Below are 23,997 nucleotides of genomic sequence, written 5' to 3'. Positions count from 1 at the left end.
AATGACCACGCAAACTCAAATGACCCCACATGTTCAATTTGATAAAGTGATGACGGATATTGTCGATTATGTTATTGATTTTCCTATCACTTCAACGTTAGCTTACGATACCGCCTATTACTGTTTACTGGACACACTAGGCTGTGGAATGGAATCACTTGAATATCCGGCTTGCAAAAAGTTATTAGGCCCTATCGTCCCTGGTACACACGTCCCAAATGGCACAAAAATTCCCGGAACACAATTTCAATTAGACCCTGTTCAAGCTGCATTTAATATTGGAACCTTATGCCGCTGGTTAGACTTCAACGACACTTGGCTAGCCGCGGAATGGGGACATCCTTCCGATAACCTAGGTGGTATTTTAGCCACCGCGGATTGGCTTTCTCGTGAAAATCTCGCTAGAGGCAAAAAGCCGTTAGTGATCCGAGACGTCCTCACAGCCATGATCAAAGCTCATGAAATTCAAGGCTGTATCGCTCTCGAAAACGCGTTTAATAAAGTCGGTCTTGACCATGTCATTCTGGTCAAAGTGGCATCAACCGCCGTCGTGGCTCAAATGCTAGGACTCTCCCGTGAGCAAATTCTCAATGCTGTTTCCCTTGCATGGGTTGATGGTCATAGCTTACGTACCTATCGACACACTCCAAACACAGGCTCCCGCAAGTCATGGGCAGCAGGTGATGCCACCTCGCGCGCAGTTCGCTTGGCACTCATGGCGCAAAAAGGAGAAATGGGCTATCCAACTGCATTAACTGCCAAAACATGGGGCTTTTATGACTCTCTGTTCCGTGGTCAGCCGTTTAAATTCCAGCGACCTTATGGCTCTTATGTAATGGAAAATGTATTGTTCAAAATTTCTTTTCCGGCAGAATTTCACGCTCAAACCGCAGTTGAAGCCGCTTTACAATTGCATGAACAACTTAGTTCAATGGGAAAAACCGCTGACGATATCGAGTCTATATCAATTCGTACCCATGAAGCTTGTGTGCGCATTATTGATAAACAAGGACCATTACAGAACCCGGCAGACCGCGATCATTGCATTCAATATATGGTAGCAATTCCGCTTATTTTTGGTCACCTTACCGCATCTGACTATGAGGATAGTATCGCTCAAGATAGCCGAATTGATACGCTGCGTGCCAAAATGCATTGTCATGAAGACCCTGAGTTTACACAGGATTATCATGATCCTGACAAACGCTCTATCACCAACGGTCTGACTATCACATTAAAAGATGGGCAAACCTTGAGTGAAGTCGTTATCGAATACCCTGTTGGTCACAAACGCCGTCGTCCAGAAGGTATGCCTCTATTACTTAAAAAGTTCAGAACCAACTTAGCGCGTCAATTCCCAGAAGCTCAACAACTGAGAATTTTATCTGCATCATTGGACAAGCCATTGTTTGAGAATATGCCTGTTAATGAATTTCTCGATTTATGGGTGATTTAGTTTTGTTATTTTTTTGATTTACAGACAGTCAAAGGCTCCGCTCCATCGAATACCGTTGACTGTCTGCTCATCACAAATACCCCGGTTTATGGCATTTGTGGCACAAGTGTAGAAGTATCATCTTGTCCCGTGGCAATATTTTCCGCTGGTCCTAATGACGCCATCACTTCTTCCCTTAACTTTTCTACCTCTTCATCAATTTCTTGACGCATTTCTGGTGAACATTTTTCTAGTAACTCGCTTAACGTACCCATAATCCCTCCGGTTTCACTAAGTGAGATGCATATTCCGCATCTGCTGATTTAATCAACTTGATATAAAATTGACTCTCGTCACAACCCTTTTTATTACCTGCACATAACACAATTCCACAACTTCTTGGATCAAACGCAAAACAAACTCGAATGGGTACCCCCGAAACTTGGATCCTGAGTTCTTTCATATGAATAAATTTAGAAAGTTTTAATCTATCTGCATAAGGGCGCCCTAAATGAGGTCCATATTCAGAAAGAATCAAAAGCATCGAAAGTACTTTCTTTTTTACTTGATAGTTTTGAATCTCTAACCAATCGTCAAACAAAATCCTCGTTCTTATCGTCCATGTCAACAAATTAAACCTCCTTACTTTGAGAAAAAAATTCAACTCTCTGGTTATTAAGAAAAACTCATTTTCTAAAAAAACAGAAATCAAATAACCGATTAAATACGGGGTATTGCTGTTATAACGAAAAAATTAAGTAGATTAAATAAAAAAAGAAACTCGATAAAATGAATGGAATGCGCTTCGCAGAAATCGCGGCAAGAATAAAACAGGCGAAATAATATCAAAGTAAATTATTAAGTTTTATTTGCTTATTTTGATTATGATAGAAACAAAAAAGCCCCAGTTTACTCAACTAGGGCTTCAAAAATGTCAGTCTAGGAATTTACTTTAGCAATCTCGCTCTCACTGATTTGCCTTTGATTTTACCTTGCTGTAATTGCTTCCACGCTTTGTTCGCCACTGATTTTTTAATAGCGACATAGGCATGCATGGGGTGAATCGCAATTTTACCAATATCATCCCCTTCTAGACCAACCTCTCCAGTTAATGCGCCCAGAATATCCCCAGGACGTATTTTGGCTTTTTTACCGCCATCTAGGCATAAGGTTGCCCATTGGGCTTCTAATGGTGTAATGCGCAATCCTGTTGGCTCTGGCAGCCAATTCAGCTTCATGTTAAGCATCTCTTCGAGCACGTTTGCGCGTTGAGCTTCTTCAGGTGAGCATAGGCTTATTGCTAAGCCGCTTTGTCCTGCACGAGCTGTACGACCAATGCGATGAACATGCACTTCAGGATCCCAAGACAATTCAAAGTTAATCACCATTTCCAGTGCTTTAATGTCTAAACCTCGAGACGCCACATCCGTTGCGACCAAGACTCGGCTACTACCATTTGCAAATTGGACTAAGGTTTGGTCGCGATCGCGCTGTTCCATATCACCATGCAAGACTAGGACACTTTGACGGCTATCCATTAAAGCATCATAAACCGCCTGGCAATCCTTTTTCGTGTTACAGAACACGACACAAGAAGCTGGCTGTTCACGGCTTAACAGCTTTTGCAGTAAGTCAATTTTGTCATGTCGAGACACTTCATAAAACTGCTGCTCCACGTCAGGTAATTCGTTAACCGAATTAATTTCAATGGTTTGTGGATTATTTTGGATACGTCGGCTAATTGCTGCAATGCTATCCGGCCATGTTGCTGAGAATAAAAGTGTTTGTCTATCTTCTGGCGCGAAAGAGATTACTGCGTCAATATCATCCGCAAACCCCATATCTAACATTCGGTCGGCTTCATCAAGTACCAGTGTCTGTAAATGATCTAACCGCACCGTTTCTTTATGTAAGTGGTCAAGCAAACGCCCTGGTGTTGCCACCAAAATATGTGCTGCATGCACTAAAGAATCACGCTGAACACTAAAAGGTACACCGCCACATAAAGTTAAAATTTTGAGATTAGGAATATAACGCGCTAAACGGCGTAATTCATTCGCGACTTGATCCGCTAATTCTCTTGTTGGGCATAAAACGAGGGATTGGGTATTAAAGTTTTTTGCATCAATACGTTGTAATAGCCCTAGACCAAAAGCAGCTGTTTTTCCACTCCCCGTCTTAGCTTGAGCTCGCACATCTTTGCCAGCAAGGATAGCGGGTAATGCCGCTTCTTGAATTGGGGTCATGGTTAGAAAACCCAATTCATTGAGATTGGAGAGCTGCTCCGCAGGAAGCGCATTTAGTTCAGCAAATGAAGTCACAGTTAACATTCCGAATAAAATAAAAGAGATCATCACGAGGGATCATAGCCCCTCGTACATGATACTAAAAAATAAATTGATAGCGAGTTTGACTGGTATAAATATGATTAGCTTTGGCAATGATAGGGTTTGCGCCATCTGATTCAGCATGCCCTAAACCATCAAATGGGTATTGCGGAGCCAACACTATTCCAGAAAATGGCGTATAGGTTTTACTTTTACCTAAAACGGAGACTAAATGGTTCCCCGTATACAGATGGATTGCAGGTGATGTACTCATCATATTCATTTGTACATCACCATTGGGAGAACCCAGTGTCGCCACAATTTGTTGCCCGTCGACTACTGGCTCATCAAACACAAAAGTATGATCGTATCCACCTACCGCTTGTTGCTCTTCGTCTTGTAAAAAGTCACAACCAATGCGTTTCTTTTGCCTAAAGTCGAAATAAGTGTCAGTAACTTCACGCCACTCTCCCGTTGGAAGCCCTTCATTATCTTGTGGCAAGAAATACGCAGCCTGCATTTGGAGATCATGCTCAAATGCAGTACGATCTGATTGTTCACCCGCAAGATTAAAATAGGTGTAATTAGTCAGGTTAACCGGGCAATCTTGGTTACATTGATATCGGTAGTTAATGACTACTTGGTTATCATCAGTGAGCTCATAATGTACTTCAACTTTTAATTCCCCCGGAAAACCTTGGTCACCATCAGAAGATACAAGGGTAAAAATCGCTTGCTGTTGGTCAGGTTGAGCGATTGACCACACTCGATAACTAAAGTTATCACGCCCACCATGCAAACAATGTGCACCTTGATTATGTGCAAGTTGATACTTACGACCTTCAAGATCAAAAGTGGAATTTGCAATACGATTTGCGACTCGTCCTACCGTTGCGCCAAAATAGACTCGCTGCTCCATTTGAGCGGCCATATTAGGCGATCCTAAAATGATATCGCGTTTACCACTCGCCAACGGTAATATACAACTCACCCAGCTGGCGCCTAAACTACTCAAAATAATTTTCATTCCCTGTTTATTTGTGAGTGCTACGACCTTCGGTGTGCGCAGAGTGTGACGTTGTTGCTTGGTAAACTGCATTTTTCCCTAATATCCCTTATATTTCCACTTATCGTGTAACCAACATAATTTAACAATAATAAAACGAATTCTCGATGACGTAAAAAGAAAAAAGCTGAGCGCATAATACGTCAGCTTTTTCAAAAGTGCTTAATGATTAAATAAGAATTAATGCAAACAATCTTTATCATAAGGGTCTAAGTGGGTCATAACATCCAGTACTTGTGGGTTTTTCATTAATTGTTTCCTTACGTTTACCGCTATATCATGCCCTTCTAGAATTGTCATTTGACCATCTAACTCTAAATGAACATCCACAAGGAAAAAGTCGCCAGATTTGCGTGTCTTCAAATCGTGGAATCCTTTAACTCCCGGAATACCTCGAAGAACATCGCTCAATTGTTCAAGCGTTTCTTCATCAGCCCCTTTATCCATTAAGTCTTGCATAGATTGATAAGTGAATTTGAATCCCATTCGGAAGACAAATGTCCCCACAATTAAAGCAGCAATAGGGTCAAGAATGCGGATACCGCATAAACTACCAATAATCCCGATAGCGACGACTAATGAAGAGGCTGCATCAGAACGCGCATGCCAAGCATTCGCCACTAACATGCTAGAATTAACTTTATTTGCTACATGCAGCATGTAGCGGAATAAGCCTTCTTTCGCAACCAAAGCCGTTAATGCAGCAACTAATGCAATCGTATGAACTTCTGGGATTAAATCTGGGTTAATCATTTTTTCGACCGCAGACCACCCCATTCCCACACCCACGATCAACAAAATAATCCCTAAAATAAGGGATGCACCATTTTCATAACGGAAATGACCATATGGGTGATCAGCATCTGGCTTCTTATGGCTTTTTTTATTCGCAATAAGGACAACAAAGTCTGCAACTAAATCCGAAAGTGTATGAATACCATCAGCAATTAAGCCTGAAGAGTGGGAAAATATCCCAACAATAATTTGCCAAATAGACAATAGAGTATTCACCGCCACACTGATCAAAGTGCTTTTTTTTGCGGCTTTAAATTTCTCTTGTTGCAATTCGAATTCATTTTTCCCGGAAGCTGGGATTTCATGTTTATGCATAGTTTATTTTCTTAATGAAAAACAAAACAATTATCATTTAAATATAGTTTATTTTCAATGACTTAATCAAGCTCAATGATATTCTCATATTGTTTGTTAAATGTCTCATAATAAATTGTAAATAATTGATTATATTGATTGAGAATGGTTATTCTTTATTTTTCTATCCTTGATAAGATAAAAAGCCATAATCAGATAAAAGCTATAAAGGAAGATATTCATAACTAACCTATCCTCTATTATAGATAGAGTGTAGGTTCATCTTTATTAGATAGCCATGTTACTGTGAATTCAATATCACAAAATCATAAGTGTAATATGACTTATAAAATGATAGGTATATAATCAAATTAAAATAACAAATGAAGAGGTGGCTATGTATAAGAAAATATTGGTTCCTATTGATCTGTTAGAAGATGATTTAAATTCAAACATCATCAAACATGTGGAAGATTTGGCAACGTTGGGGAAGCCTGAGATTCACTTTTTCTCGGTGATCCCAAGTGTAGAACTATTTTTTGGTATTGAAGTCGCTATCTTACCTGAAAGCCATAAAAACTCGGCTGAGCGTGCAACACTCGCAATGCGGGCATTAGAAGAAGTGATCAAAGATACTAAAATTCCAAGTTCTCAAATTACATGTCAAGTGAGTATTGGTTCAGCAAAAGACGAAATTTTAGATTACTCAAAAACCATTAATGCCGACCTAATTGTCGTCGGTTCTCATCATCCAAGCACATCCACTTATTTATTAGGTTCGACTGCATCCGCCATTGTGCGTCATGCGCAAACATCAGTGTTTGTCGTTCGTTAATCTAAAGCTTACAAAATAAAAATGCCGCATCATAGAAAACTGACGCGGCATTTTAATGCATTATTTCTTAACAGAGTTCATTAATTTATCGTCTGTCGACCAAATGCGGTATTTCACTTCCATATCTTTTGGCGCATAAACAACAATTGGGAGTTTGCTGTTATAACGAACAAATGCTTCATCACCTAATTGAGTGGTAATAAAGCGGTCTTTTGCAGGTTCGCTACAAGCCATCATTGTTGAGGCAGGTCCTTTGACTTCGTCTAATTTGTAGTAGTTATATCCCCAACCCTCTAAGGTTTTTTCTTCTAAGTCACCCATAAACCATTGGCGATTACAATCTGCTTTAATGGTTTTTCCGATAACCAGCTCAACCATGTAGTCATATTCATTTTGCTGAGTATCAAGCTGGATCACATGACGAGTCATACCAGATTCTGCTTTCGGGTAAGGCGCGATCTTTCCTAAATCTTCAGTCGCCATTGCACAAGAAGACACTGCTACCGCAGCCATTACAGACAAAATCGCTTTTTTCATCATAAAATTCCTATTGGTAAAAAAATAACAACATTAAAAACTAGGGTTTGATACATAGTAGGTCAATTCAACCACTTTAATCACTATAGATGATTCTTAATTACAAAAATATAGATAACTCATTAATCCTTTAGTGATAATACTTAATATTAGTATAAGGATCATAAAATTAATAAAAATTATGTAAATCCGCCCCATCAATATGTACATAAAACAATCAATGGTTATACTGAAAGTGAGGCTTAATTCATTATGAGGAGGTAGTATGTTATCTGCTGATCAAGATTTAGTTTCACAATTAATCTCCACACACCCCCGCTTTCAATCTCTCTATGAGAAGCATCACCAATTAGATAAAGAAATTAGCAAGCTTGAAGGACCTTCAGGTGCCGGCTATAACGAACAGGTTGCCAAACTTAAAAAAGAAAAATTGCATCTAAAAGATGAAATGCAGAGAATAATGCAAACCAGTCGATAAGGTGCCTTTAAACTGCAGCTAATCTTACTTTATCAAATACATTGGGGTCTTAGCTTCAATGCATTAGGCTCCAATAAGTTAGCTACAACACAATTGGCGATAATACAGTGTTAATGGCATAAGAAATTTCTCTTATGCCATTTTTGCTATTAATGGGGGGAAAATGCTTTTATATTGATTTAAGCGCCTATAAATAGTTGCTATAAAGATATATATTAAATATATCTTTATTTGAGGAGAAGCGATGATGGTGGGTAAAAGAATATCGAGGGAAATCGTAACGATAGAAAAAATGATAAAAATCTATGAAAAGGCACATCCTGCTCCTGAAGACAACCCAGAACATTACCAAATACTTTTTTCCTATGCCGTAAAACGCCTAAATAAATGCCGTTATGGTGAAGAAAAACCAGCCTGTAAACAATGCCCTATACATTGCTACCAACCAAAGCAACGTGAACAAATGAAAATCATTATGCGTTGGGCCGGCCCTAAAATGCTATATCACCATCCTATTTTAGCAATTCGTCATCTCATTGATGATAAAAAACCTGTCCCGGAGCTACCTAGTCGGGAACGTACTACATCCAACCTGAAAAAATGATCTTATCAACAGAATATTTCACCACACCAATTCGGAATTACATCACTGAGAAAAACAAATTTATCGGTGTAAATGTTAAATATATTTAACGACAACTTGTTCGTTAGCCTCGTGTGTTTTTTTTCACTATCTTATTGGTTTTTTATCAGTTTTTAAACTCACTCACGTTATCTTCTCAATTTTCATCGAATCTCGATAAAATGACTTTAGCTCTCTATCATGTTTCTATTTCCAGAAATGACGTTCATATAAAAATTAGTAACAGAACATAATTAATAATCAAAACCCATGCTTATGAAAAATACAAAAATGATAACACTGCTCAATTAATACTAAAAATGAGATATACATCTCAATATTTAGCTTAAAACGCATGTTTTGATAAAAAACAAAAATCAATATGATTCAATAATTTTATCAATAATGTCATTAACAATTTTATACATTAGATAAATTTATTATTGATACTTTTAACGAATATACCCTAAATAATTTGCATCACTATTATTTATGATAAGACACAAATAATGACTACTTACCTTTAAAAGATAAAAAAACAATGAAAAAGCGTAAAAAAATACAAAATATTAAAATCTAAAAAATATCGAAAAACTGGAATTTAAAACCACAGTTACCGGTAACTTGTAGAATAAGTGAATAGAACACCAAATAGGTTGCTCGGAAAAACCGATTAGTTTTCCTATAAGCATCGTAAAAACCATATTTCGAAACATTTATTAATACTTTAATTTACGATATGACATATAAAAAAACAGCTCATATAATTTCAATCATCAAGGTTATAGTGATTTTTTATATCAATAGAATTTAAAAACTTGATATTTGATTTCGACTATTACTTAAAGAGCTAATTTTAATAAAGGTGCTACTATGAACAGTCAATTAAGTCATCAGGTGATAAAAAAAGTACGCATAGATAAAAGTAACCCACATGCGATACTCGATTTAACCTCTAAGGGTCTTATCATAATAGAAAAAGGGTCAATATTGCTGGAAACTCCAGCCGCAAATGAGAGCCTACATGAAGGTGATATTCTCTACCATAAACAGGGGTCATATTCGTTTAAAACAGAGAACAATACACTAGATGGTGAATTCTTATGGATCTCATTGGATGATAAGTTTTTACGTGAGTATTTATCTCATTACGGATCACAATTAAGTGAGATTGAGCGAGCTGACAATGTCGCTAATGACATCATCAAGTTTACAACAAACCCATTGATTAATGAGTTAAAAAATAGCTTAGAATCATTTATTCAAACTCAATATCCTGAAATGATCCTTAAATTAAGGATTAATGAGCTACTCTTGTTATTATCTTATAGTGAGCAAGGTGCAACTCTGTTGTCCAATTTACGACAACTCAGTAATCGTCAAGCTGAGCGTTTGCAGACATTCATGGAAAATAATTATTTAAAAGAGTGGAAGTTAAATGAGTTTGCCAGAACGTTTGGCATGGGCTTAACAACATTCAAAGAGCTATTTCATACTGTTTATGCAACATCACCTCGTTCTTGGATCAGTGAGAAGCGCATCATGTATGCACACCAATTATTGATAAATACGTCGATGAGTATTGTAGAAGTTTCTATGGAAGCCGGCTTTTCAAGTCAGTCTTACTTTACTCAAAGCTATCATAAGCGCTTTGGTTATACCCCCAGTAGGTCGCGTAAAGCCGCCTAGTACCTTCCTCACGTTATATGCCCTGTCAGTATAGGATTAATGTCTTAGCTACACTGACAGAAAGGCAACCCCGCAATAAATCATATCGTTGAAAATAAAAAAAGAGCCTACTATTTAAGTAAGCCCCTTCTTTTTATTTAGAACCTTATTAATCAGTTCGCTTGAATCACTTTCAAATCAATAATTGACATTGAGTTTGGCGGCACTTCACCAGGAATACCTTCTGGGCCATAACCACCTTCAGGCTCAATATAAATTTTGACCATTCCGCCAACACCCACTTTCTCTACGAACGAGTTCATGGGTGGTGGAAGTTGATCATAAGGTAACACCATTGGATTTTTTTCTGTATGCATAACGGTCACCTTGCCATCGGTAAGTTGTTCTCGCATGATCAATGTGATTTTTTTGTCTTTCACATTTGTAATTGGTGTACCTTTTTGTAAAACCTTATAATAAGTATAATTATCTAACTTACTGTATTTCTGCTGTTTTATACCCTGCAGGATCTTCTGATTCCGCTTTTCATTCTCTTTGGCAATAGTCGTATTATCCGCAGATGGGATTTGGATAATGGTCGGCGCTTTACCTGTAGGTGACTTTTTGCTCGTTCTTAATGCATCATTCTCTTCACGTAACTGAGTCACGCGCTGATTAAGATCCCTAATTTGCGCTTTCAGTCCCTCATCTGTTGAAAATGATTTCAAGGATGCCAACTCATCTTTTGCTTTCTTCAAACTATCTTGAACACTAGCAAGCTCCAGCTTAGATTTGTTATCCGCCGCTGTTTTTTCATCGAGCTGCTTCTTGAGTTGAAGCAATTCCTGATCTTTTTTCGAGAGATTCTCGGCATTAAATTTTTCAGCATCTAACTTTAACGCATTCAATTGTTTGTTCGCATCTAGCAGCTTTTGCTCGATGTCTGCTTGCTGTTTGTTGCGATTGGCAATGTCACCTTCAAGCTTAGCAATCAATGCTTCTTTTTCTTTGGCTTGTGACATCAATTGAGTATTTTGAGACTCTAGCTGCTGTTTATCAGACAGTTGCGCTTTTAACGAATCTTGAATGCCTTTATTCTCTTGATCTAACTTTGTTAAAGCTTCTTCTCGGCCTTTGAGTAAGCTAATTTGCTTATTCAATTCCGCAGTTAATTCTTTGACTTGTAGGTCAGTATCTTTGCCTGCAAGTTCAGTCTGTTTTTCTAATTCAGCACGCAGTTTTTGCACTTCAGTATTTGCTTGTGCTAACTGTTTTTTCGCATCCGCATAGCTTTGCTCATTCGATGTTAGCTGCGCTTGTAACTGTGCGTACTGATTTTGGCTATCCGCCAGTTGCTTAGCTATTTTTTCATGGGCATTTTGCTGAGTAACCTGTTGTTTCTTCGCTTCTGCTAACTCAACATCCAGTGCATTTTTTTGCACTAACTTAGCGGTTTGCTCAACTAATGTTGCTTGAATTTTATCGTTCTGCTGTGATTTTTCAGCGAGTTGAGTCAAAAGCTTCTGGTTTTGCTCAGATAAAGCTTTAACTTGTTTGTCGCTAGCTTGAGCCATCAACGCGGCTTTATTTTCCAGCTCTTGCTTCACGTTTTGCAAGTCTGTACTAGCCTTAGCTAGCAGCTGCTTAGATGTAGCTAATTCAGCTTCTACCACAGATTTTTGTTTTACTTTATCTGCCAGTTGCTGATTTTGTTGTTCAAGCTGCTTAACCGCGTCTTGCTGTTGTTTCAGTGCTAATTGGACATCATTTTTTTGCGCTTGAGCCTGCTTTAGCTCATCTTCACGCTGTTTCAGTAAGGCTTGTTGCTGTACTAAGTTGGCACTTACAGACTTCAGCTGTTCATCAGTATTACCAGATGACTGCAATTGCTGCTTCGCGTCAGATTGCAATTTGGTAATCTCGGAGGTTAATTGCTCGATGTGCTGATGAGCATCCGTGACTTGTTTGTCTTTGTCAGCCAACTGCTGCTTCATTTGCGCGGTCAGTTGCTGATTCTGTTGTTCAAGCAGCTTAACCGCATCTTGCTGTTGCTTGAGTGCTAATTGGACATCATTTTTTTGCGCTTGAGCCTGCTTTAGCTCATCTTCACGCTGTTTCAGTAAGGCTTCTTGCTGTACTAAGTTGGTACTCACAGACTTCAGCTGTTCATCCGTATTGCCGGATGACTGCAATTGCTGCTTCGCGTCAGATTGTAGTTTGGCAATCTCGGAGGTTAATTGCTCGATGCGCTGATGAGCATCCGTGACTTGCTTGTCTTTGTCGGCAAGTTGTTTTTTCGCATTTGTCGCTTCAATCACACCATCACTCAGCTGTTTTTCCAACTGTTTGATAGTGTCTAATGACTGGCTATTTTGTTTGGTAAGGTTATCCAGATTAGCTTGTTTTTCAGCAATCACTTTCTGCGATTTAGCTAATTCACTATTCAGCCCATCGATAACAGCTTTATTATCAACAGATTTTACAACACTTTGTAATTGCTCAATTTGCAACTTACTTGCTGCAATGTCGCCACTGAGTTTAGCTATCGTCGTTTGCTTTTCAGTAATGATGCGATTTAATTCAGCAATGTCTTTATTGTAGTTAGTCAGTTTAGTGACTAACTGACCATCAGTTAGCAGCTTATTGTACGAAATCAGCTCACCAACACCTTGAGCAACGCCAAAGCGATACAGATTTTTTAATTGCTGTTGCTCAATGAGCTTTGCCAACTGAGCCAGATTGACTGAGTTTTCAGTCCCTGCTTTCTTCGTGAAATTCGAAGAATATAAGCCAAGAGGATCAATAATGACTTGGTATTTGGCAAAATCCTTCGCCAAATACTTAGGATTCCATTGATTACCTTGTAGCAAATAGGAAGATGCAGGCTGGTAAGATTGAGACTCAGAAGGCAACAAACAGACGTCGATAGCAGGTTTGATATCTGTGTCTGCTACTTGAGCTGGTTCTGCTACTTGAACAGGTGTTTTAGGCTCAATAGGTGTTGATGCCGATGCTTTTGTATTTTGAGATTCAGATGACGTCACCGCATTCGATGATCGCTGAGCCACCTTTTTCTCTTTAGTATTCTTTACTTTACCCGCCGTAACTTGACGGTTTTCTTTCGGCACAGGAACTGGCGAAAGAGAGGATAAGACATCATAACCTTGGGCTTGTGATTTAACACTCAGTGGTACTTCGACAGGTCGAGGCTTTGGTTTTTGACCTTCATTTTCAGATTGAAGGTAAGTATCAAAGTCATCGATGACATTGTTAAAACGCTCCGCGTAGGAAGCTGTTGAAAAACATGTCGAAAAAAGTGCCAGAGAGACACAAAGCCTTAGGTTAAGTCTCATAATCCATTAATTTTCTGCAAAGTTGATTCCGTTGATAGCACTGCGTTGTAACGCACCTTAGCACAAAGAACTTTTGTTTTAGATTCAATAGCCATTTGCAATAGCTCAATGGTATCTGGGCTAGCAGTTGCTTCGATTTGTTTGTATAGCTGATTAATTTCACTCACTTCTTTAAATGAGCCTACCAGACGGTTGTAACTTTCTGGTGATAGCGTTTTCAATGAACTGAGTTCTTTAATACAAGTATTTAGTGGCGCAACACCCTGCTGCTCAACAGCACTTGGTGAACGATCTAAAGCATTATTTAAAACGTTCTGAGATTCAGGGTAAGAATCATCAGCCTTACTATTTTGCTGTGAATTATTCGTTGCTGCTGTGGTGGTTTGAGAATCAGCTAATGCCGTCTTTTGCGCATTTGGACCAGTGACACAGCCAGAAAGTAAAGCCGTGCTTACCGCAAGCAAAGACGCGACATAAAATTTATTTTTTAAAAACATATATTTACCTTACCAGTACTTTTCTTCGCTATTATTATGATGTCCTAGAAACCTAGTGTAAGCTAAAAACTCGCTATTTTCTATATAGCCGAATAGAGAAATAGAGACTTCTCATAAATCTTATGCATTTTTATTTTGTGCCAATTTAGTTTTACAACCACGGAATTGTTATTTTAGTACATTAATACTCATATCTCTCTAAATAAGATATCGCATACCTGTGTATATTGATTATTCTTGCACATTAATTAACATCAAAAACACATTTTATTAGTAATAAATCAAAACAAGCGTTGCTCGCTCATCCTATCCCTCAAGTTTTTATCAACTTAATCTAATTAATTAAATTAAAATCATGATATTACAAGCAGGTACATTTACTCAGTCAAAAATTGAAAATACTCATATTTTGAAATGTCGCAATGAAATGATAAAGATCACTTCGATAACAAAGCTAGGTATTGAGTAAAATAAAATCCTACACTTATTAAATCAGCCAATGAATAGCAGTTATCTTAAAAAGATATTGAGCTTAAATTAACGCATAACGTGATGTAACGCAGATTTTTATTTTAATACTAGAAAGGTACAACAAATTAATTGTGGGTTTGAATGAGAGAATTAAATAAAAATGCCATGATTAATTGAGAAGATTCATGCCCAGTTATTAACTGGGCATGAAAAACAAAACTTAAGCTTTGCTAGGACGTAATGCAGGGAATAGGATTACATCACGAATAGTATGGCTATTAGTAAATAGCATGACCATACGGTCAATACCAATACCTAAACCTGCTGTTGGTGGTAACCCGTGCTCTAATGCGGTCACGTAATCTTCGTCGTAGAACATCGCTTCATCATCACCTTCGTCTTTCTGACGAACTTGCTCAGCAAAACGTTCTGCTTGGTCTTCTGCGTCATTTAACTCAGAGAAACCGTTACCAATTTCACGACCACCAATGAAGAATTCGAAGCGATCAGTAATGAATGGGTTATCATCATTACGGCGCGCTAATGGAGAAACTTCAGCCGGATATTCTGTAATAAAGGTTGGTTGAATTAAGTGGCTTTCAGCAACTTCTTCAAAGATTTCGCACTGAACACGACCTAAACCCCAGCTCTTCTCAATCTTGATTCCGATAGACTGCGCGATCGCAACCGCTTTATCCATATCATCCAGGTCAGCAACGTTAGTTTCTGGACGGTATTTGCAGATAGCTTCTTTCATCGTCATTTTGGTAAATGGTTTACCAAAATCGAACTCTTGTTCACCATATTTAACAACGGTATTGCCTAATACTTTCTGCGTTAAAATACGGAATAAGTCTTCAGTCAGCACAATCAGGTCACGGTAATCGGCATACGCCATATACAGTTCCATCATCGTGAATTCTGGGTTATGACGAGGAGATAAACCTTCGTTACGGAAGTTACGGTTGATTTCGAATACGCGTTCAAAACCACCGACAACTAAACGCTTCAGATACAGTTCCGGCGCAATACGCAGATACATATCAATATCTAATGCATTATGGTGAGTCACAAATGGACGTGCAGAAGCACCACCTGGAATAACTTGCATCATCGGAGTTTCTACTTCCATAAATCCATGTTCGACCATGAAGTTACGAACTTCCGCTAAGATCTTAGAACGGATGATGAAAGTGTTACGAGATTCATCGTTAGCAATCAGGTCAAGGTAACGTTGACGGTAACGTGTCTCTTGGTCTGATAAACCGTGGAATTTATCTGGTAATGGACGCAGAGCTTTAGTCAGCAAACGAACTTCATGACAGTGAACGGTCAATTCGCCAGTTTTAGTTTTAAATAAACGACCTTTAGCACCTAAAATGTCACCTAAGTCCCATTTTTTGAACTGTTCGTTGTAGATACCTTCTGGCAGATCATCGCGTGAAACGTAGATCTGAATACGGCCACCAACATCTTGTAATGTTGCAAATGACGCTTTACCCATGATACGACGAGTCATCATACGACCCGCAATAGTCACTTCAATGTTCAGGTCTTCCAGCTCTTCTGCAGATTTTTCACCAAATTCAGCGTGAAGCTTATCAGAGACATTTTCACGACGAAAATCATTTGGGAATGGAATACCCTGTTCGCGTAGCGCAACCAGTTTTTCTTTACGGGCTTTGAGTTCGTTATTTAAATCGGGAGCTTGTTCTGCACCCTGTTGCTCTTGAGACATTTTTTCCTCACAGGCCAGCTTTTAAACTAGCTTCAATGAATTTATCCAAATCACCATCCAGCACGGCTTGCGTGTTACGCGTTTCCACACCAGTACGTAAGTCTTTAATGCGTGCATCATCAAGGACGTAAGAACGAATTTGGCTTCCCCAGCCAATGTCCGATTTATTCTCTTCCATCGCTTGCTTATCTGCGTTCTTCTTCTGCATTTCCAGTTCGTATAATTTCGCTTTTAACTGGCGCATGGCTTGATCTTTGTTTTTATGCTGTGAACGGTCGTTCTGGCACTGAGTCACAATGTTGGTCGGTATATGGGTGATACGCACCGCAGACTCAGTTTTGTTAACGTGCTGACCACCGGCACCCGAGGCTCGGTATACGTCGATACGTAAATCAGCAGGGTTAATTTCGATATCAATATCATCATCAACTTCAGGATAGATAAACGCTGAACTAAATGAAGTATGACGACGACCGCCGGAGTCAAATGGGCTTTTGCGCACTAAACGGTGAACACCCGTTTCTGTTCTTAACCAGCCATAGGCATAATCACCGATGATTTTAATTGTTGCAGATTTTAAACCCGCCACATCACCATCTGACTCTTCGATAATTTCTGTTTTGAAGCCTTTTGACTCAGCCCAACGCAGATACATACGCATGAGCATACTTGCCCAATCTTGCGCTTCTGTACCGCCAGAACCTGCTTGTAAGTCGATATAGCAGTCAGCGCTGTCATATTCACCGGAGAACATTCGGCGGAATTCAAGTTGCTCTAACTTGCCTTGCAGTGCTTCTAACTCAGCGCCCGCTTCGTTGAACGTTTCTTCATCATCAGCTTCTACCGCCAATTCCAATAAACCTTCTACGTCTTCAATACCTTGGGTCAGTTGGTCAATTGTCTCAACAATCGCCTCAAGGGAAGAGCGTTCTTTGCCAAGTGCTTGAGCGCGTTCTGGTTCATTCCAAACATCCGGCTGCTCAAGTTCTGCATTCACTTCTTCTAAGCGTTCTTTCTTGGCATCATAGTCAAAGATACCCCCTCAGAACCGTTGTCCGTTCAGACAGGTCCTGAATTTTGCTTTTTACTGGGTTTATTTCAAACGTCATTTTCACTATCTTATAGTTGATCAATAAAGATAAATATTTTCATTCACGAACCGTTTAGTATAACGGAATTCCTGTCAGGTTTATAGGGCATCAATCCTCTATTTCTGAACGAACTTTTACCGTGGTTTTAATCGGGCCAAATGTGTTCAATCATCAATTGCACATTTTTATTTCCGCGAAACTCGTTCACATCTAACTTAAACGCGATTTTCGCTTTTTTGACGCTATTATCTGGCCATCTACGGACATCAATATTGAACATAATGCCATCCAACATCGGCCCTCCATTCACGGGTTCTAACATCAATTTTAAATGTTTCTCGCCCACCAACTTTTGTTGCAATAACTGGAAATGCCCATCAAATACAGGTTCAGGAAAAGACTGCCCCCACGGACCGCTTTCGCGAAGTAATTCCGCCGTCTCTAATGACAGTTGATTACGCAATAATTCGCCGTCACTCCAAATAACGCCCGATAATTGCTCAGGTTGAATAAGTTCTCCCATCAGCATTTCGAAATGGTATTTGAATGCGTCAAATTTGCTCTCTTCAAGCGACAGACCCGCAGCCATGGCGTGTCCACCAAACTTTTGCATTAACCCCGGTTGCAGCGTATTTAATCGCTCTAATGCATCGCGCATATGAACGCCCTGCACTGAACGACCAGAGCCTTTTAATAACCCATCTCCGGCAGGCGCGAACGCAATAACGGGGCGATGGAATTGCTCTTTAATTCGTGAAGCTAAAATCCCAACCACCCCTTGATGCCATTCGGGATGATATAGCGCTAAACCGTTCGGTAACTGATTTTCGCTGTATTCGATTTTGTTAAATAGCACCAATGCTTCTTGCTGCATACCCGCTTCAATTTCACGGCGGGTCTGATTTAAACCATCTAACTCATTGGCTAGCTGGCGTGCATGTGCCATATCATCCGTCAACAGTAATTCAATACTGACAGACATATCATCCAGCCGACCAGCCGCATTAAGTCTTGGTCCCAGCGCAAAGCCAAAATCATTCGCGACCAGACGAGAGGCATCTCGCTTAGATACCTCAATTAACGCTTTGATCCCAGCACAGCAGCGCCCTGCTCTCACTCGATTCAACCCTTGATGCACCAGAATGCGGTTGTTCGTATCCAATGGCACCACGTCTGCTACGGTACCCAGCGCGACTAAATCAAGGTATTCCGCTAAATTAGGCTCGCTGATCCCTTGCTTTTCAAACCACTGCTGTTGACGTAAATGGGCTCTTAACGCTGACATTAAATAAAACGTTACCCCAACACCAGCCAGTGATTTCGATGCAAATTGGCAATCATTAAGATTCGGATTGATGATAGCATCCGCCGTCGGTAGCGTTTCTCCCGGTAAATGGTGGTCGGTAATAATTACCTTCATCCCATACTCGTGAGCAGTCACCACGCCATCATGAGAAGAGATACCGTTATCTACCGTAATAATCAGATCCGTTCCCTGCTTATAGGCTTCGTCCACCACCAATGGCGTTAAACCGTAGCCATTTTCAAAACGGTTTGGAACGATATAGTTTAAATTCCTATACCCCATCGCTTTAAGCGCACGGATAGCTAATGCTGTACTCGTTGCACCATCAGCATCAAAATCCCCAACAATAGTGATTTTTTGGTGCTCCACCAGCGCCAAATAGAGCAGCGTTAGTGCATTTTCAACCCCTGATAGCGAACGGTAATCAAGCAAATTAGACGCTTTACGCTCCAATTGAGCGAGAGAAGTTATCCCTCTAGAGGCATAAATGCGCTGCAAAAGTTCAGGAACATTAGGTAATGCCGCGGCATTACCTGTTAATTCTCGTTGACGTAAAAAAGTTTCGACATTCACAATGATGATTATTTCTGTTCAAGTATTTGGAGTAATTCGTCAGGTTTTAAAAAGCCAGGGAGTACTTGTCCGCTTGGTAAAATAATGGCAGGCGTTCCTGTAACTTTAAATAATTGACCTAATTTCAAATGATTGCCTAAATCGATTTTACAGTCATCAATCATGGCAACTTCGTCACCTTTGAACGCTTTAGTCAACGCATCTTTTGGTAATGCATTACACCAGATTGATGCCATCTGTTTTGCTGTGTCGCTCTTCATCCCTTGACGCGGGAAGGCTAAGTAGCGCACAGTCACCCCTTTGCTGTTTAACTCACCCACTGTTTCGTGTAATTTCTTACAGTAACCACAGCTAATATCAGTAAAGACCGTTATCGCATATTTTTCATTGGGTGCTTTAAAGATGATCATCTCGTTTTTCAACGCTTCCATCTTCTTCAACAAAGGCTGGTTACTGATGTTCACCGGAACTTTTCCGCTGAGATCATAAATTGGGCCTTGTAACAGGTATTTACCATCGTCCGTCACATAAATTACGCCATTATCCGTTTCCACCGTATTTAATCCCACAATTGGGGAAGGCTTAATGGATTCCACTTGCATATTATAATGTGCCAGTTTTTCGATAATCAGTTTTTCTTCCGTTGCGCCATAAACCGATGCCGTTAATGACGCGATACAGGCGGCTAAAACAAGTAGTTTGCGTTTCATATTTATCCTTTCACCCATCACCCTCTCGGATGATGCTGCTCATGTAAAGCACGTAGCCGCTCAGTAGCGACATGTGTGTAAATTTGGGTTGTGGATAGGTCGCTATGACCTAACAACATTTGTACAACGCGTAAGTCCGCGCCGTGATTCAATAAATGGGTTGCAAATGCATGCCTTAATACGTGAGGAGATAACGCATCCCCATCAATATTAGCAAGTACGGCATAATATTTTATTCGGTGCCAAAATGTCTGGCGGGTCATCTTTGTACCACGTTTGCTTGGAAATAAAACATCGCTAGTTTTCCCATTCAGTAAATCTGGGCGCCCTTGCGCTATATATTTTTCCAGCCAGTAAATCGCCTCTTCTCCCAGAGGGATCAAACGCTCTTTATCACCTTTACCAACGACCCGAACGACGCCTTGACGCAAGCTGATATCCGAAAATGTCAGCCCTGTCAGCTCAGAAACCCGTAAGCCACAAGCATACAATACTTCCAACATGGCTTTGTCCCGTAACTCGAGCGAGTCTTCAGTCGCAGGTGCATTAAGCAAATCTTCAACTTGTTTTTCACTGAGATCTTTGGGTAATCGCTGCGGAATTTTTGGTGCTGCGATTACCGCGGAAGGATCATCCGCTCTTATCTTTTCGCGATAAAAATATTGAAATAACCGGCGAATCGAACTCAATAAACGCGCAGAACTTGCAGCTTTGTATCCGCCATCAATACGTTCTGCGAGAAAAGATTGTAAATCAATCGACTGAACACTTTCCAAATGCAATTGCTGTGCATCCAGCCATCTATCTAACGATTGGAGGTCATTACGATAAGATGCCAAAGTGTTTTCAGCAAGATCTTGCTCCAACCAAATTGTATCAAGAAACTGTTCAATTAACGGATTCAGTTGTTTACTTTCCACGCCAGATCCTATGCCTCTTTATTATTACAGTGCAATCTATTATGCCTGATTGTAGCACCATCTGTTACAATACGTCCCTCGTGATAAAAACCAGCGCTGGATATAGTAATAATATATATGAAAATAGGTCTTTTTTACGGTTCAAGTACCTGCTACACCGAAATGGTCGCAGAAAAAATACGTGACATTCTTGGTGATGATTTCATTACCCTCCATAACGTCAAAGATACACCGCCAGAATTAATGGAACAGTACGATGCTCTTATTTTGGGTATCCCTACGTGGGATTTCGGTGAAATTCAGGAAGATTGGCTAGAAATTTGGGAAGCGCTTCCCAAACTTAACCTTGCGGATAAAATGGTCGCAATGTATGGCATGGGTGACCAAGTTGACTATAGCGAATGGTTTTTAGATGCACTTGGCATGCTCTATCACCAGCTTAAACCGACTGGCGCACAGTTTATTGGCTTTTGGCCGACTGAAGGTTATGAATTTGAAAGCCCGAAACCGCTCACGGAAGATGGTGAGATGTTTGTGGGTCTTGCATTAGATGATGTGAACCAGTTTGAACAAACCGATGAGCGAGTCGCACAATGGTGTGAGCAGATCCTACAAGAAATTGAAGCTGCTCTTTAACACGCCAAAAAACAACTAACTGCAATATCAAATATCAGGGTATTGCAGTAGTAATTGATTGAGATTGCGCCAATTCTCTTCGGAAACAGAATCCTTTACAATCCACAAGCGAAGCTTCTGAGGCTTACCTTGCAATGCATTAAGCGTTAATAAAATACCAAAGCGGCTACACCATGGCGCTTTGATAATTTCCCACTCATTCTTTTTCCATTGAAGCTTATTCCCATTCACCAATACAGCCACACCTTTGACTTTAGCGATATTTTTTTGGCTTTTTGCCCAACTAGCTACCAACACCACTAATAATGGTAGCCAAATCATTGAATTACCAGGAGCCCATGGCGCAACAAGCAAAATAATGCCCGTTACCCCATGAAGACAGGTGGAAAAAAGCTGAGTTTTCCATGAAATGGAAAGATTAGATTTCCACAGGACCACGATTTTTATTTCTTTCTTGAATGAGTTTAATCATAGAGAACAGTTCTTCGTCCTCCGGACGCCCGTGATTCATCAACCAATTGAACAAATCTGGGTCTGGACATTCGAGCAGGCGCACAAAAATACGCTTATCGTGGTCTGTTAGCTCGTCATATTCATATTCAAAAAATGGCATGATAGAAATATCAAGCTCACGCATGCCTCTCCTGCACGCCCAATGAATTCGCGCCTTGTTATTGATATCGATTTGACTTTGCCCGCTAGGCATTCCATTATCCATTTCACTACGACCTTTTGTTGCAGTTGACTGATAAGATTGATTATTTTAAATACTCTATCAGATAATCTGTCAATAAAACATGTCACACTCTACATAGTTCACATTTTAGGTTGTAAAATACCGTTTTTCTACAAACTATTTACCCTCTTATGCTGAATAATAGGTTAATGGCACTTTAGTTCGGTTTGAGGCTTGCAATGTGACCTAGCTATTTTACCATTAAGCACCATTATCAAATAAAGAACAACAGGTGAAATCATGACTTCCCATGTAGACAACGCACAACAGTTTCCCCTCGATTCTCAGTCTTTACCCCTTGTTTTGATTTCACTGGAAAACTGGGAACTTATCCACCTACACGGCGCTGATGCAGAAAAATATCTGCAAGGACAAGTCACCGCCGATATCAGCACACTTGAGCATGCACATACACTAACCGCTCATTGCGATCCAAAAGGAAAAATGTGGAGTGACCTACGTTTATTCCATCACTTAGCCGGTTATTCTTATATTGAAAGACGCAGTGTTGCTGATGCCCAACTCGCAGAGTTAAAAAAATACGCTGTTTTCTCTAAAGTCACTTTTGAAAAGAAACCAGAACTGAAATTACTGGGTGTGGCAGGCCAAGGCGCACGAGAAGCGCTTTCATCCGTGTTCGCCACACTACCCGATACCCAAAACCAAGTCATCGCAGAAGGCAACAGTACCCTTCTACATTTTGACCTTCCCGCAGAGCGATTTTTAATTATTACAGACGAAACGACTGCTCAAAACATCACCGAGACCTTAAATGCGACATTGGTTTCTGACCAACAATGGTTAGCATTAGAAATTGCGGCGGGCTTTGCCGTTATCGACCAAGAAAATAGTGCCCAACATCTGCCTCAAGCTGCAAATTTACAAGCCATCCCTCACGGAATTAGCTTTAAAAAAGGCTGCTATACCGGCCAAGAAATGGTTGCACGCGCCAAGTTCCGTGGTGCCAATAAACGCGCGATGTACTGGCTAACGGGCACTGGCTCCTCACTTCCAACTATTGGTGATGGTGTTGAGTGGCAACTCGGTGAAAACTGGCGCCGTACCGGAACAGTACTCGCCGCCGTGCGTTTAGGGAATGGAGAACTTAGCATCCAAATCATCATGAACAACGATATGGAAGCTGATAGCATGTTTCGCGTTATGGGTGACGAGCAAAGTCGCCTGACCATTGCACCACTGCCTTATTCATTAGAAGAAGATAAATAATTGGGGTTTTTATGTCATCTGCAATAAGTAATAAGCCACTCGACGTTTTGAATTTTGGGGCTTTTACTGAAGTCGTACAATTTTTGATGGAGCTCGATAAACTGAAAAGCGTTTATCGCAAGAATAAATTATTAAACCGCGAAAGACACGAAAACACAGCCGAACATAGCTGGCAGTTTGCTGTTGCTGCTATGGCTTTTGCCCCTTATGTGCCGGGCGTTAATCTTGAACGCGCCATTAAACTTGCGCTCGTTCATGATATCGTCGAAATTGATGCAGGTGACGTTTTGGTGTTTGATAATGCCGCTCGTGAAGCCATTCATGATGACGAAGTCAAAGCAGCTAACCGCCTGTTTAATCTACTGCCAAGCCCGCAAAATGCTGAATTCTTAGCATTATGGAATGAGTATGATGCCGTCGAGACATTGGAATCGAAATATGCCAATGCCATTGATAGAGCCATGCCGATGTTATTGAACTTGCATAATCAGGGTCAAAGCTGGGTTGAAAACCATATTCGTCATGAGCAGGTCGTTAGTAAATGTGACTATATTCAGGAGATCCTCCCTGAATTTTGGTTGCAGCTTAAACAGCAATTAGAGCAAGCCCACCAAAAAGGCTGGCTGCTGTAATTAAAAAAATAAAACAAAAAACGCCAGATAAATATCTGGCGTTTTCATAT

Annotated in this window: 23 protein-coding genes; 8 read left to right on the top strand and 15 right to left on the bottom strand. The window is 40.1% G+C overall.

The window, feature by feature from the left end:
• The first annotated feature begins 1 nt into the window (after nucleotide 1).
• Nucleotides 2-1,456: a bifunctional 2-methylcitrate dehydratase/aconitate hydratase gene (locus tag GKR61_RS07550; RefSeq protein ID WP_154639699.1), complete on the top strand. Its 1,455-nt coding sequence runs from the start codon at nucleotides 2-4 to the stop codon at nucleotides 1,454-1,456.
• Nucleotides 1,457-1,542: 86 nt separating this feature from the next.
• Here GKR61_RS07550 and GKR61_RS07545 read toward each other — a convergent pair whose 3' ends face one another.
• From GKR61_RS07545 to GKR61_RS07525, 5 genes are all read right to left on the bottom strand, one after another.
• Nucleotides 1,543-1,710 carry a hypothetical protein gene (locus GKR61_RS07545; protein ID WP_154600033.1) on the bottom strand — a complete coding sequence of 56 codons (168 nt, stop codon included), beginning with the start codon at nucleotides 1,708-1,710 and terminating at the stop codon, nucleotides 1,543-1,545.
• Nucleotides 1,698-2,066, bottom strand: a complete 369-nt coding sequence (locus GKR61_RS07540; protein ID WP_410431437.1) for a type II toxin-antitoxin system RelE/ParE family toxin — start codon at nucleotides 2,064-2,066, stop codon at nucleotides 1,698-1,700. Before GKR61_RS07540 ends, GKR61_RS07545 begins: the two co-directional genes overlap by 13 nt.
• Nucleotides 2,067-2,382: 316 nt before the next feature.
• The gene (gene dbpA, locus GKR61_RS07535) at nucleotides 2,383-3,756 is read right to left on the bottom strand and encodes an ATP-dependent RNA helicase DbpA (protein ID WP_036951234.1); all 1,374 of its coding nucleotides are present in this window, start codon (nucleotides 3,754-3,756) and stop codon (nucleotides 2,383-2,385) included.
• A gap of 64 nt (nucleotides 3,757-3,820) precedes the next feature.
• Entirely contained in the window at nucleotides 3,821-4,861 is a 1,041-nt protein-coding gene (locus GKR61_RS07530; protein WP_154600034.1) for a galactose-1-epimerase, read from the bottom strand.
• 147 nt (nucleotides 4,862-5,008) lie between these two features.
• Nucleotides 5,009-5,938, bottom strand: coding sequence for a cation diffusion facilitator family transporter (locus tag GKR61_RS07525; protein ID WP_036951121.1), 930 nt, complete (start codon nucleotides 5,936-5,938; stop codon nucleotides 5,009-5,011).
• A 376-nt stretch (nucleotides 5,939-6,314) separates the two neighbouring features.
• On the opposite strand from GKR61_RS07525, the gene GKR61_RS07520 reads away from it, so the two are divergent.
• The gene (locus GKR61_RS07520) at nucleotides 6,315-6,752 is read left to right on the top strand and encodes a universal stress protein (RefSeq protein ID WP_036951122.1); all 438 of its coding nucleotides are present in this window, start codon (nucleotides 6,315-6,317) and stop codon (nucleotides 6,750-6,752) included.
• Between the two features lie 60 nt (nucleotides 6,753-6,812).
• On the opposite strand, the gene eco is transcribed toward GKR61_RS07520, so the two are convergent.
• Nucleotides 6,813-7,289 (bottom strand): serine protease inhibitor ecotin, encoded by a 477-nt coding sequence (eco, locus tag GKR61_RS07515; protein WP_036951124.1) that lies wholly within the window; start codon nucleotides 7,287-7,289, stop codon nucleotides 6,813-6,815.
• Nucleotides 7,290-7,554: 265 nt separating this feature from the next.
• On the opposite strand from eco, the gene GKR61_RS07510 reads away from it, so the two are divergent.
• The 3 genes from GKR61_RS07510 to GKR61_RS07500 all read left to right on the top strand — a co-directional run bounded on the left by GKR61_RS07510 (nucleotide 7,555) and on the right by GKR61_RS07500 (nucleotide 10,078).
• Complete coding sequence (locus tag GKR61_RS07510; RefSeq protein WP_036951125.1) at nucleotides 7,555-7,767, top strand: DUF465 domain-containing protein; 213 nt, start codon at nucleotides 7,555-7,557, stop codon at nucleotides 7,765-7,767.
• A gap of 247 nt (nucleotides 7,768-8,014) precedes the next feature.
• Nucleotides 8,015-8,371 (top strand): nitrous oxide-stimulated promoter family protein, encoded by a 357-nt coding sequence (locus GKR61_RS07505; protein WP_036951235.1) that lies wholly within the window; start codon nucleotides 8,015-8,017, stop codon nucleotides 8,369-8,371.
• A gap of 891 nt (nucleotides 8,372-9,262) precedes the next feature.
• Nucleotides 9,263-10,078, top strand: coding sequence for a helix-turn-helix transcriptional regulator (locus GKR61_RS07500; RefSeq protein WP_154600036.1), 816 nt, complete (start codon nucleotides 9,263-9,265; stop codon nucleotides 10,076-10,078).
• A gap of 152 nt (nucleotides 10,079-10,230) precedes the next feature.
• On the opposite strand, the gene GKR61_RS17705 is transcribed toward GKR61_RS07500, so the two are convergent.
• The 7 genes from GKR61_RS17705 to xerD form a co-directional block, all read right to left on the bottom strand.
• Nucleotides 10,231-13,410, bottom strand: a complete 3,180-nt coding sequence (locus GKR61_RS17705; protein ID WP_230083137.1) for an FKBP-type peptidyl-prolyl cis-trans isomerase — start codon at nucleotides 13,408-13,410, stop codon at nucleotides 10,231-10,233.
• Nucleotides 13,407-13,907 carry a hypothetical protein gene (locus tag GKR61_RS07490; RefSeq protein ID WP_036951127.1) on the bottom strand — a complete coding sequence of 167 codons (501 nt, stop codon included), beginning with the start codon at nucleotides 13,905-13,907 and terminating at the stop codon, nucleotides 13,407-13,409. The genes GKR61_RS17705 and GKR61_RS07490 overlap by 4 nt, the downstream gene beginning before the upstream one ends.
• Nucleotides 13,908-14,598: 691 nt before the next feature.
• Entirely contained in the window at nucleotides 14,599-16,116 is a 1,518-nt protein-coding gene (gene lysS, locus GKR61_RS07485; RefSeq protein WP_036951129.1) for a lysine--tRNA ligase, read from the bottom strand.
• A gap of 7 nt (nucleotides 16,117-16,123) precedes the next feature.
• Nucleotides 16,124-17,225, bottom strand: a protein-coding gene (prfB, locus tag GKR61_RS07480) for a peptide chain release factor 2 (protein ID WP_108478266.1) whose coding sequence is annotated in 2 segments (ribosomal slippage) — nucleotides 16,124-17,146 and nucleotides 17,148-17,225 — 1,101 coding nt in all. Because the reading frame shifts where the segments join, the coding sequence is not laid out codon by codon here.
• A gap of 127 nt (nucleotides 17,226-17,352) precedes the next feature.
• Nucleotides 17,353-19,086, bottom strand: a complete 1,734-nt coding sequence (gene recJ, locus GKR61_RS07475; RefSeq protein ID WP_036951130.1) for a single-stranded-DNA-specific exonuclease RecJ — start codon at nucleotides 19,084-19,086, stop codon at nucleotides 17,353-17,355.
• An 8-nt stretch (nucleotides 19,087-19,094) separates the two neighbouring features.
• Nucleotides 19,095-19,796 (bottom strand): bifunctional protein-disulfide isomerase/oxidoreductase DsbC, encoded by a 702-nt coding sequence (dsbC, locus tag GKR61_RS07470; RefSeq protein ID WP_036951131.1) that lies wholly within the window; start codon nucleotides 19,794-19,796, stop codon nucleotides 19,095-19,097.
• A 17-nt stretch (nucleotides 19,797-19,813) separates the two neighbouring features.
• On the bottom strand, nucleotides 19,814-20,716 hold the full coding sequence (gene xerD, locus GKR61_RS07465; RefSeq protein WP_036951132.1) for a site-specific tyrosine recombinase XerD: 903 nt from the start codon (nucleotides 20,714-20,716) through the stop codon (nucleotides 19,814-19,816).
• A gap of 117 nt (nucleotides 20,717-20,833) precedes the next feature.
• On the opposite strand from xerD, the gene fldB reads away from it, so the two are divergent.
• Nucleotides 20,834-21,352, top strand: coding sequence for a flavodoxin FldB (gene fldB / locus GKR61_RS07460; protein WP_036951134.1), 519 nt, complete (start codon nucleotides 20,834-20,836; stop codon nucleotides 21,350-21,352).
• Nucleotides 21,353-21,379: 27 nt separating this feature from the next.
• On the opposite strand, the gene GKR61_RS07455 is transcribed toward fldB, so the two are convergent.
• Together GKR61_RS07455 and sdhE are read right to left on the bottom strand one after the other, a co-directional pair.
• The gene (locus tag GKR61_RS07455) at nucleotides 21,380-21,790 is read right to left on the bottom strand and encodes a protein YgfX (protein WP_336426613.1); all 411 of its coding nucleotides are present in this window, start codon (nucleotides 21,788-21,790) and stop codon (nucleotides 21,380-21,382) included.
• Nucleotides 21,771-22,037, bottom strand: a complete 267-nt coding sequence (sdhE, locus tag GKR61_RS07450) for an FAD assembly factor SdhE (protein WP_036964213.1) — start codon at nucleotides 22,035-22,037, stop codon at nucleotides 21,771-21,773. Before sdhE ends, GKR61_RS07455 begins: the two co-directional genes overlap by 20 nt.
• Before the next feature lie 291 nt (nucleotides 22,038-22,328).
• Between sdhE and ygfZ the strand changes: the two genes are divergently transcribed.
• Nucleotides 22,329-23,315 (top strand): tRNA-modifying protein YgfZ, encoded by a 987-nt coding sequence (gene ygfZ / locus GKR61_RS07445; RefSeq protein WP_154639698.1) that lies wholly within the window; start codon nucleotides 22,329-22,331, stop codon nucleotides 23,313-23,315.
• 11 nt (nucleotides 23,316-23,326) lie between these two features.
• On the top strand, nucleotides 23,327-23,947 hold the full coding sequence (locus tag GKR61_RS07440; RefSeq protein ID WP_036951137.1) for an HD domain-containing protein: 621 nt from the start codon (nucleotides 23,327-23,329) through the stop codon (nucleotides 23,945-23,947).
• Nucleotides 23,948-23,997: the final 50 nt, after the last annotated feature.

The sequence above is a fragment of the Providencia sp. wls1916 genome (assembly GCF_009706585.1).
Taxonomy (GTDB): domain Bacteria; phylum Pseudomonadota; class Gammaproteobacteria; order Enterobacterales; family Enterobacteriaceae; genus Providencia; species Providencia lanzhouensis.
This window is presented reverse-complemented; position numbering and strand designations above follow the sequence as displayed.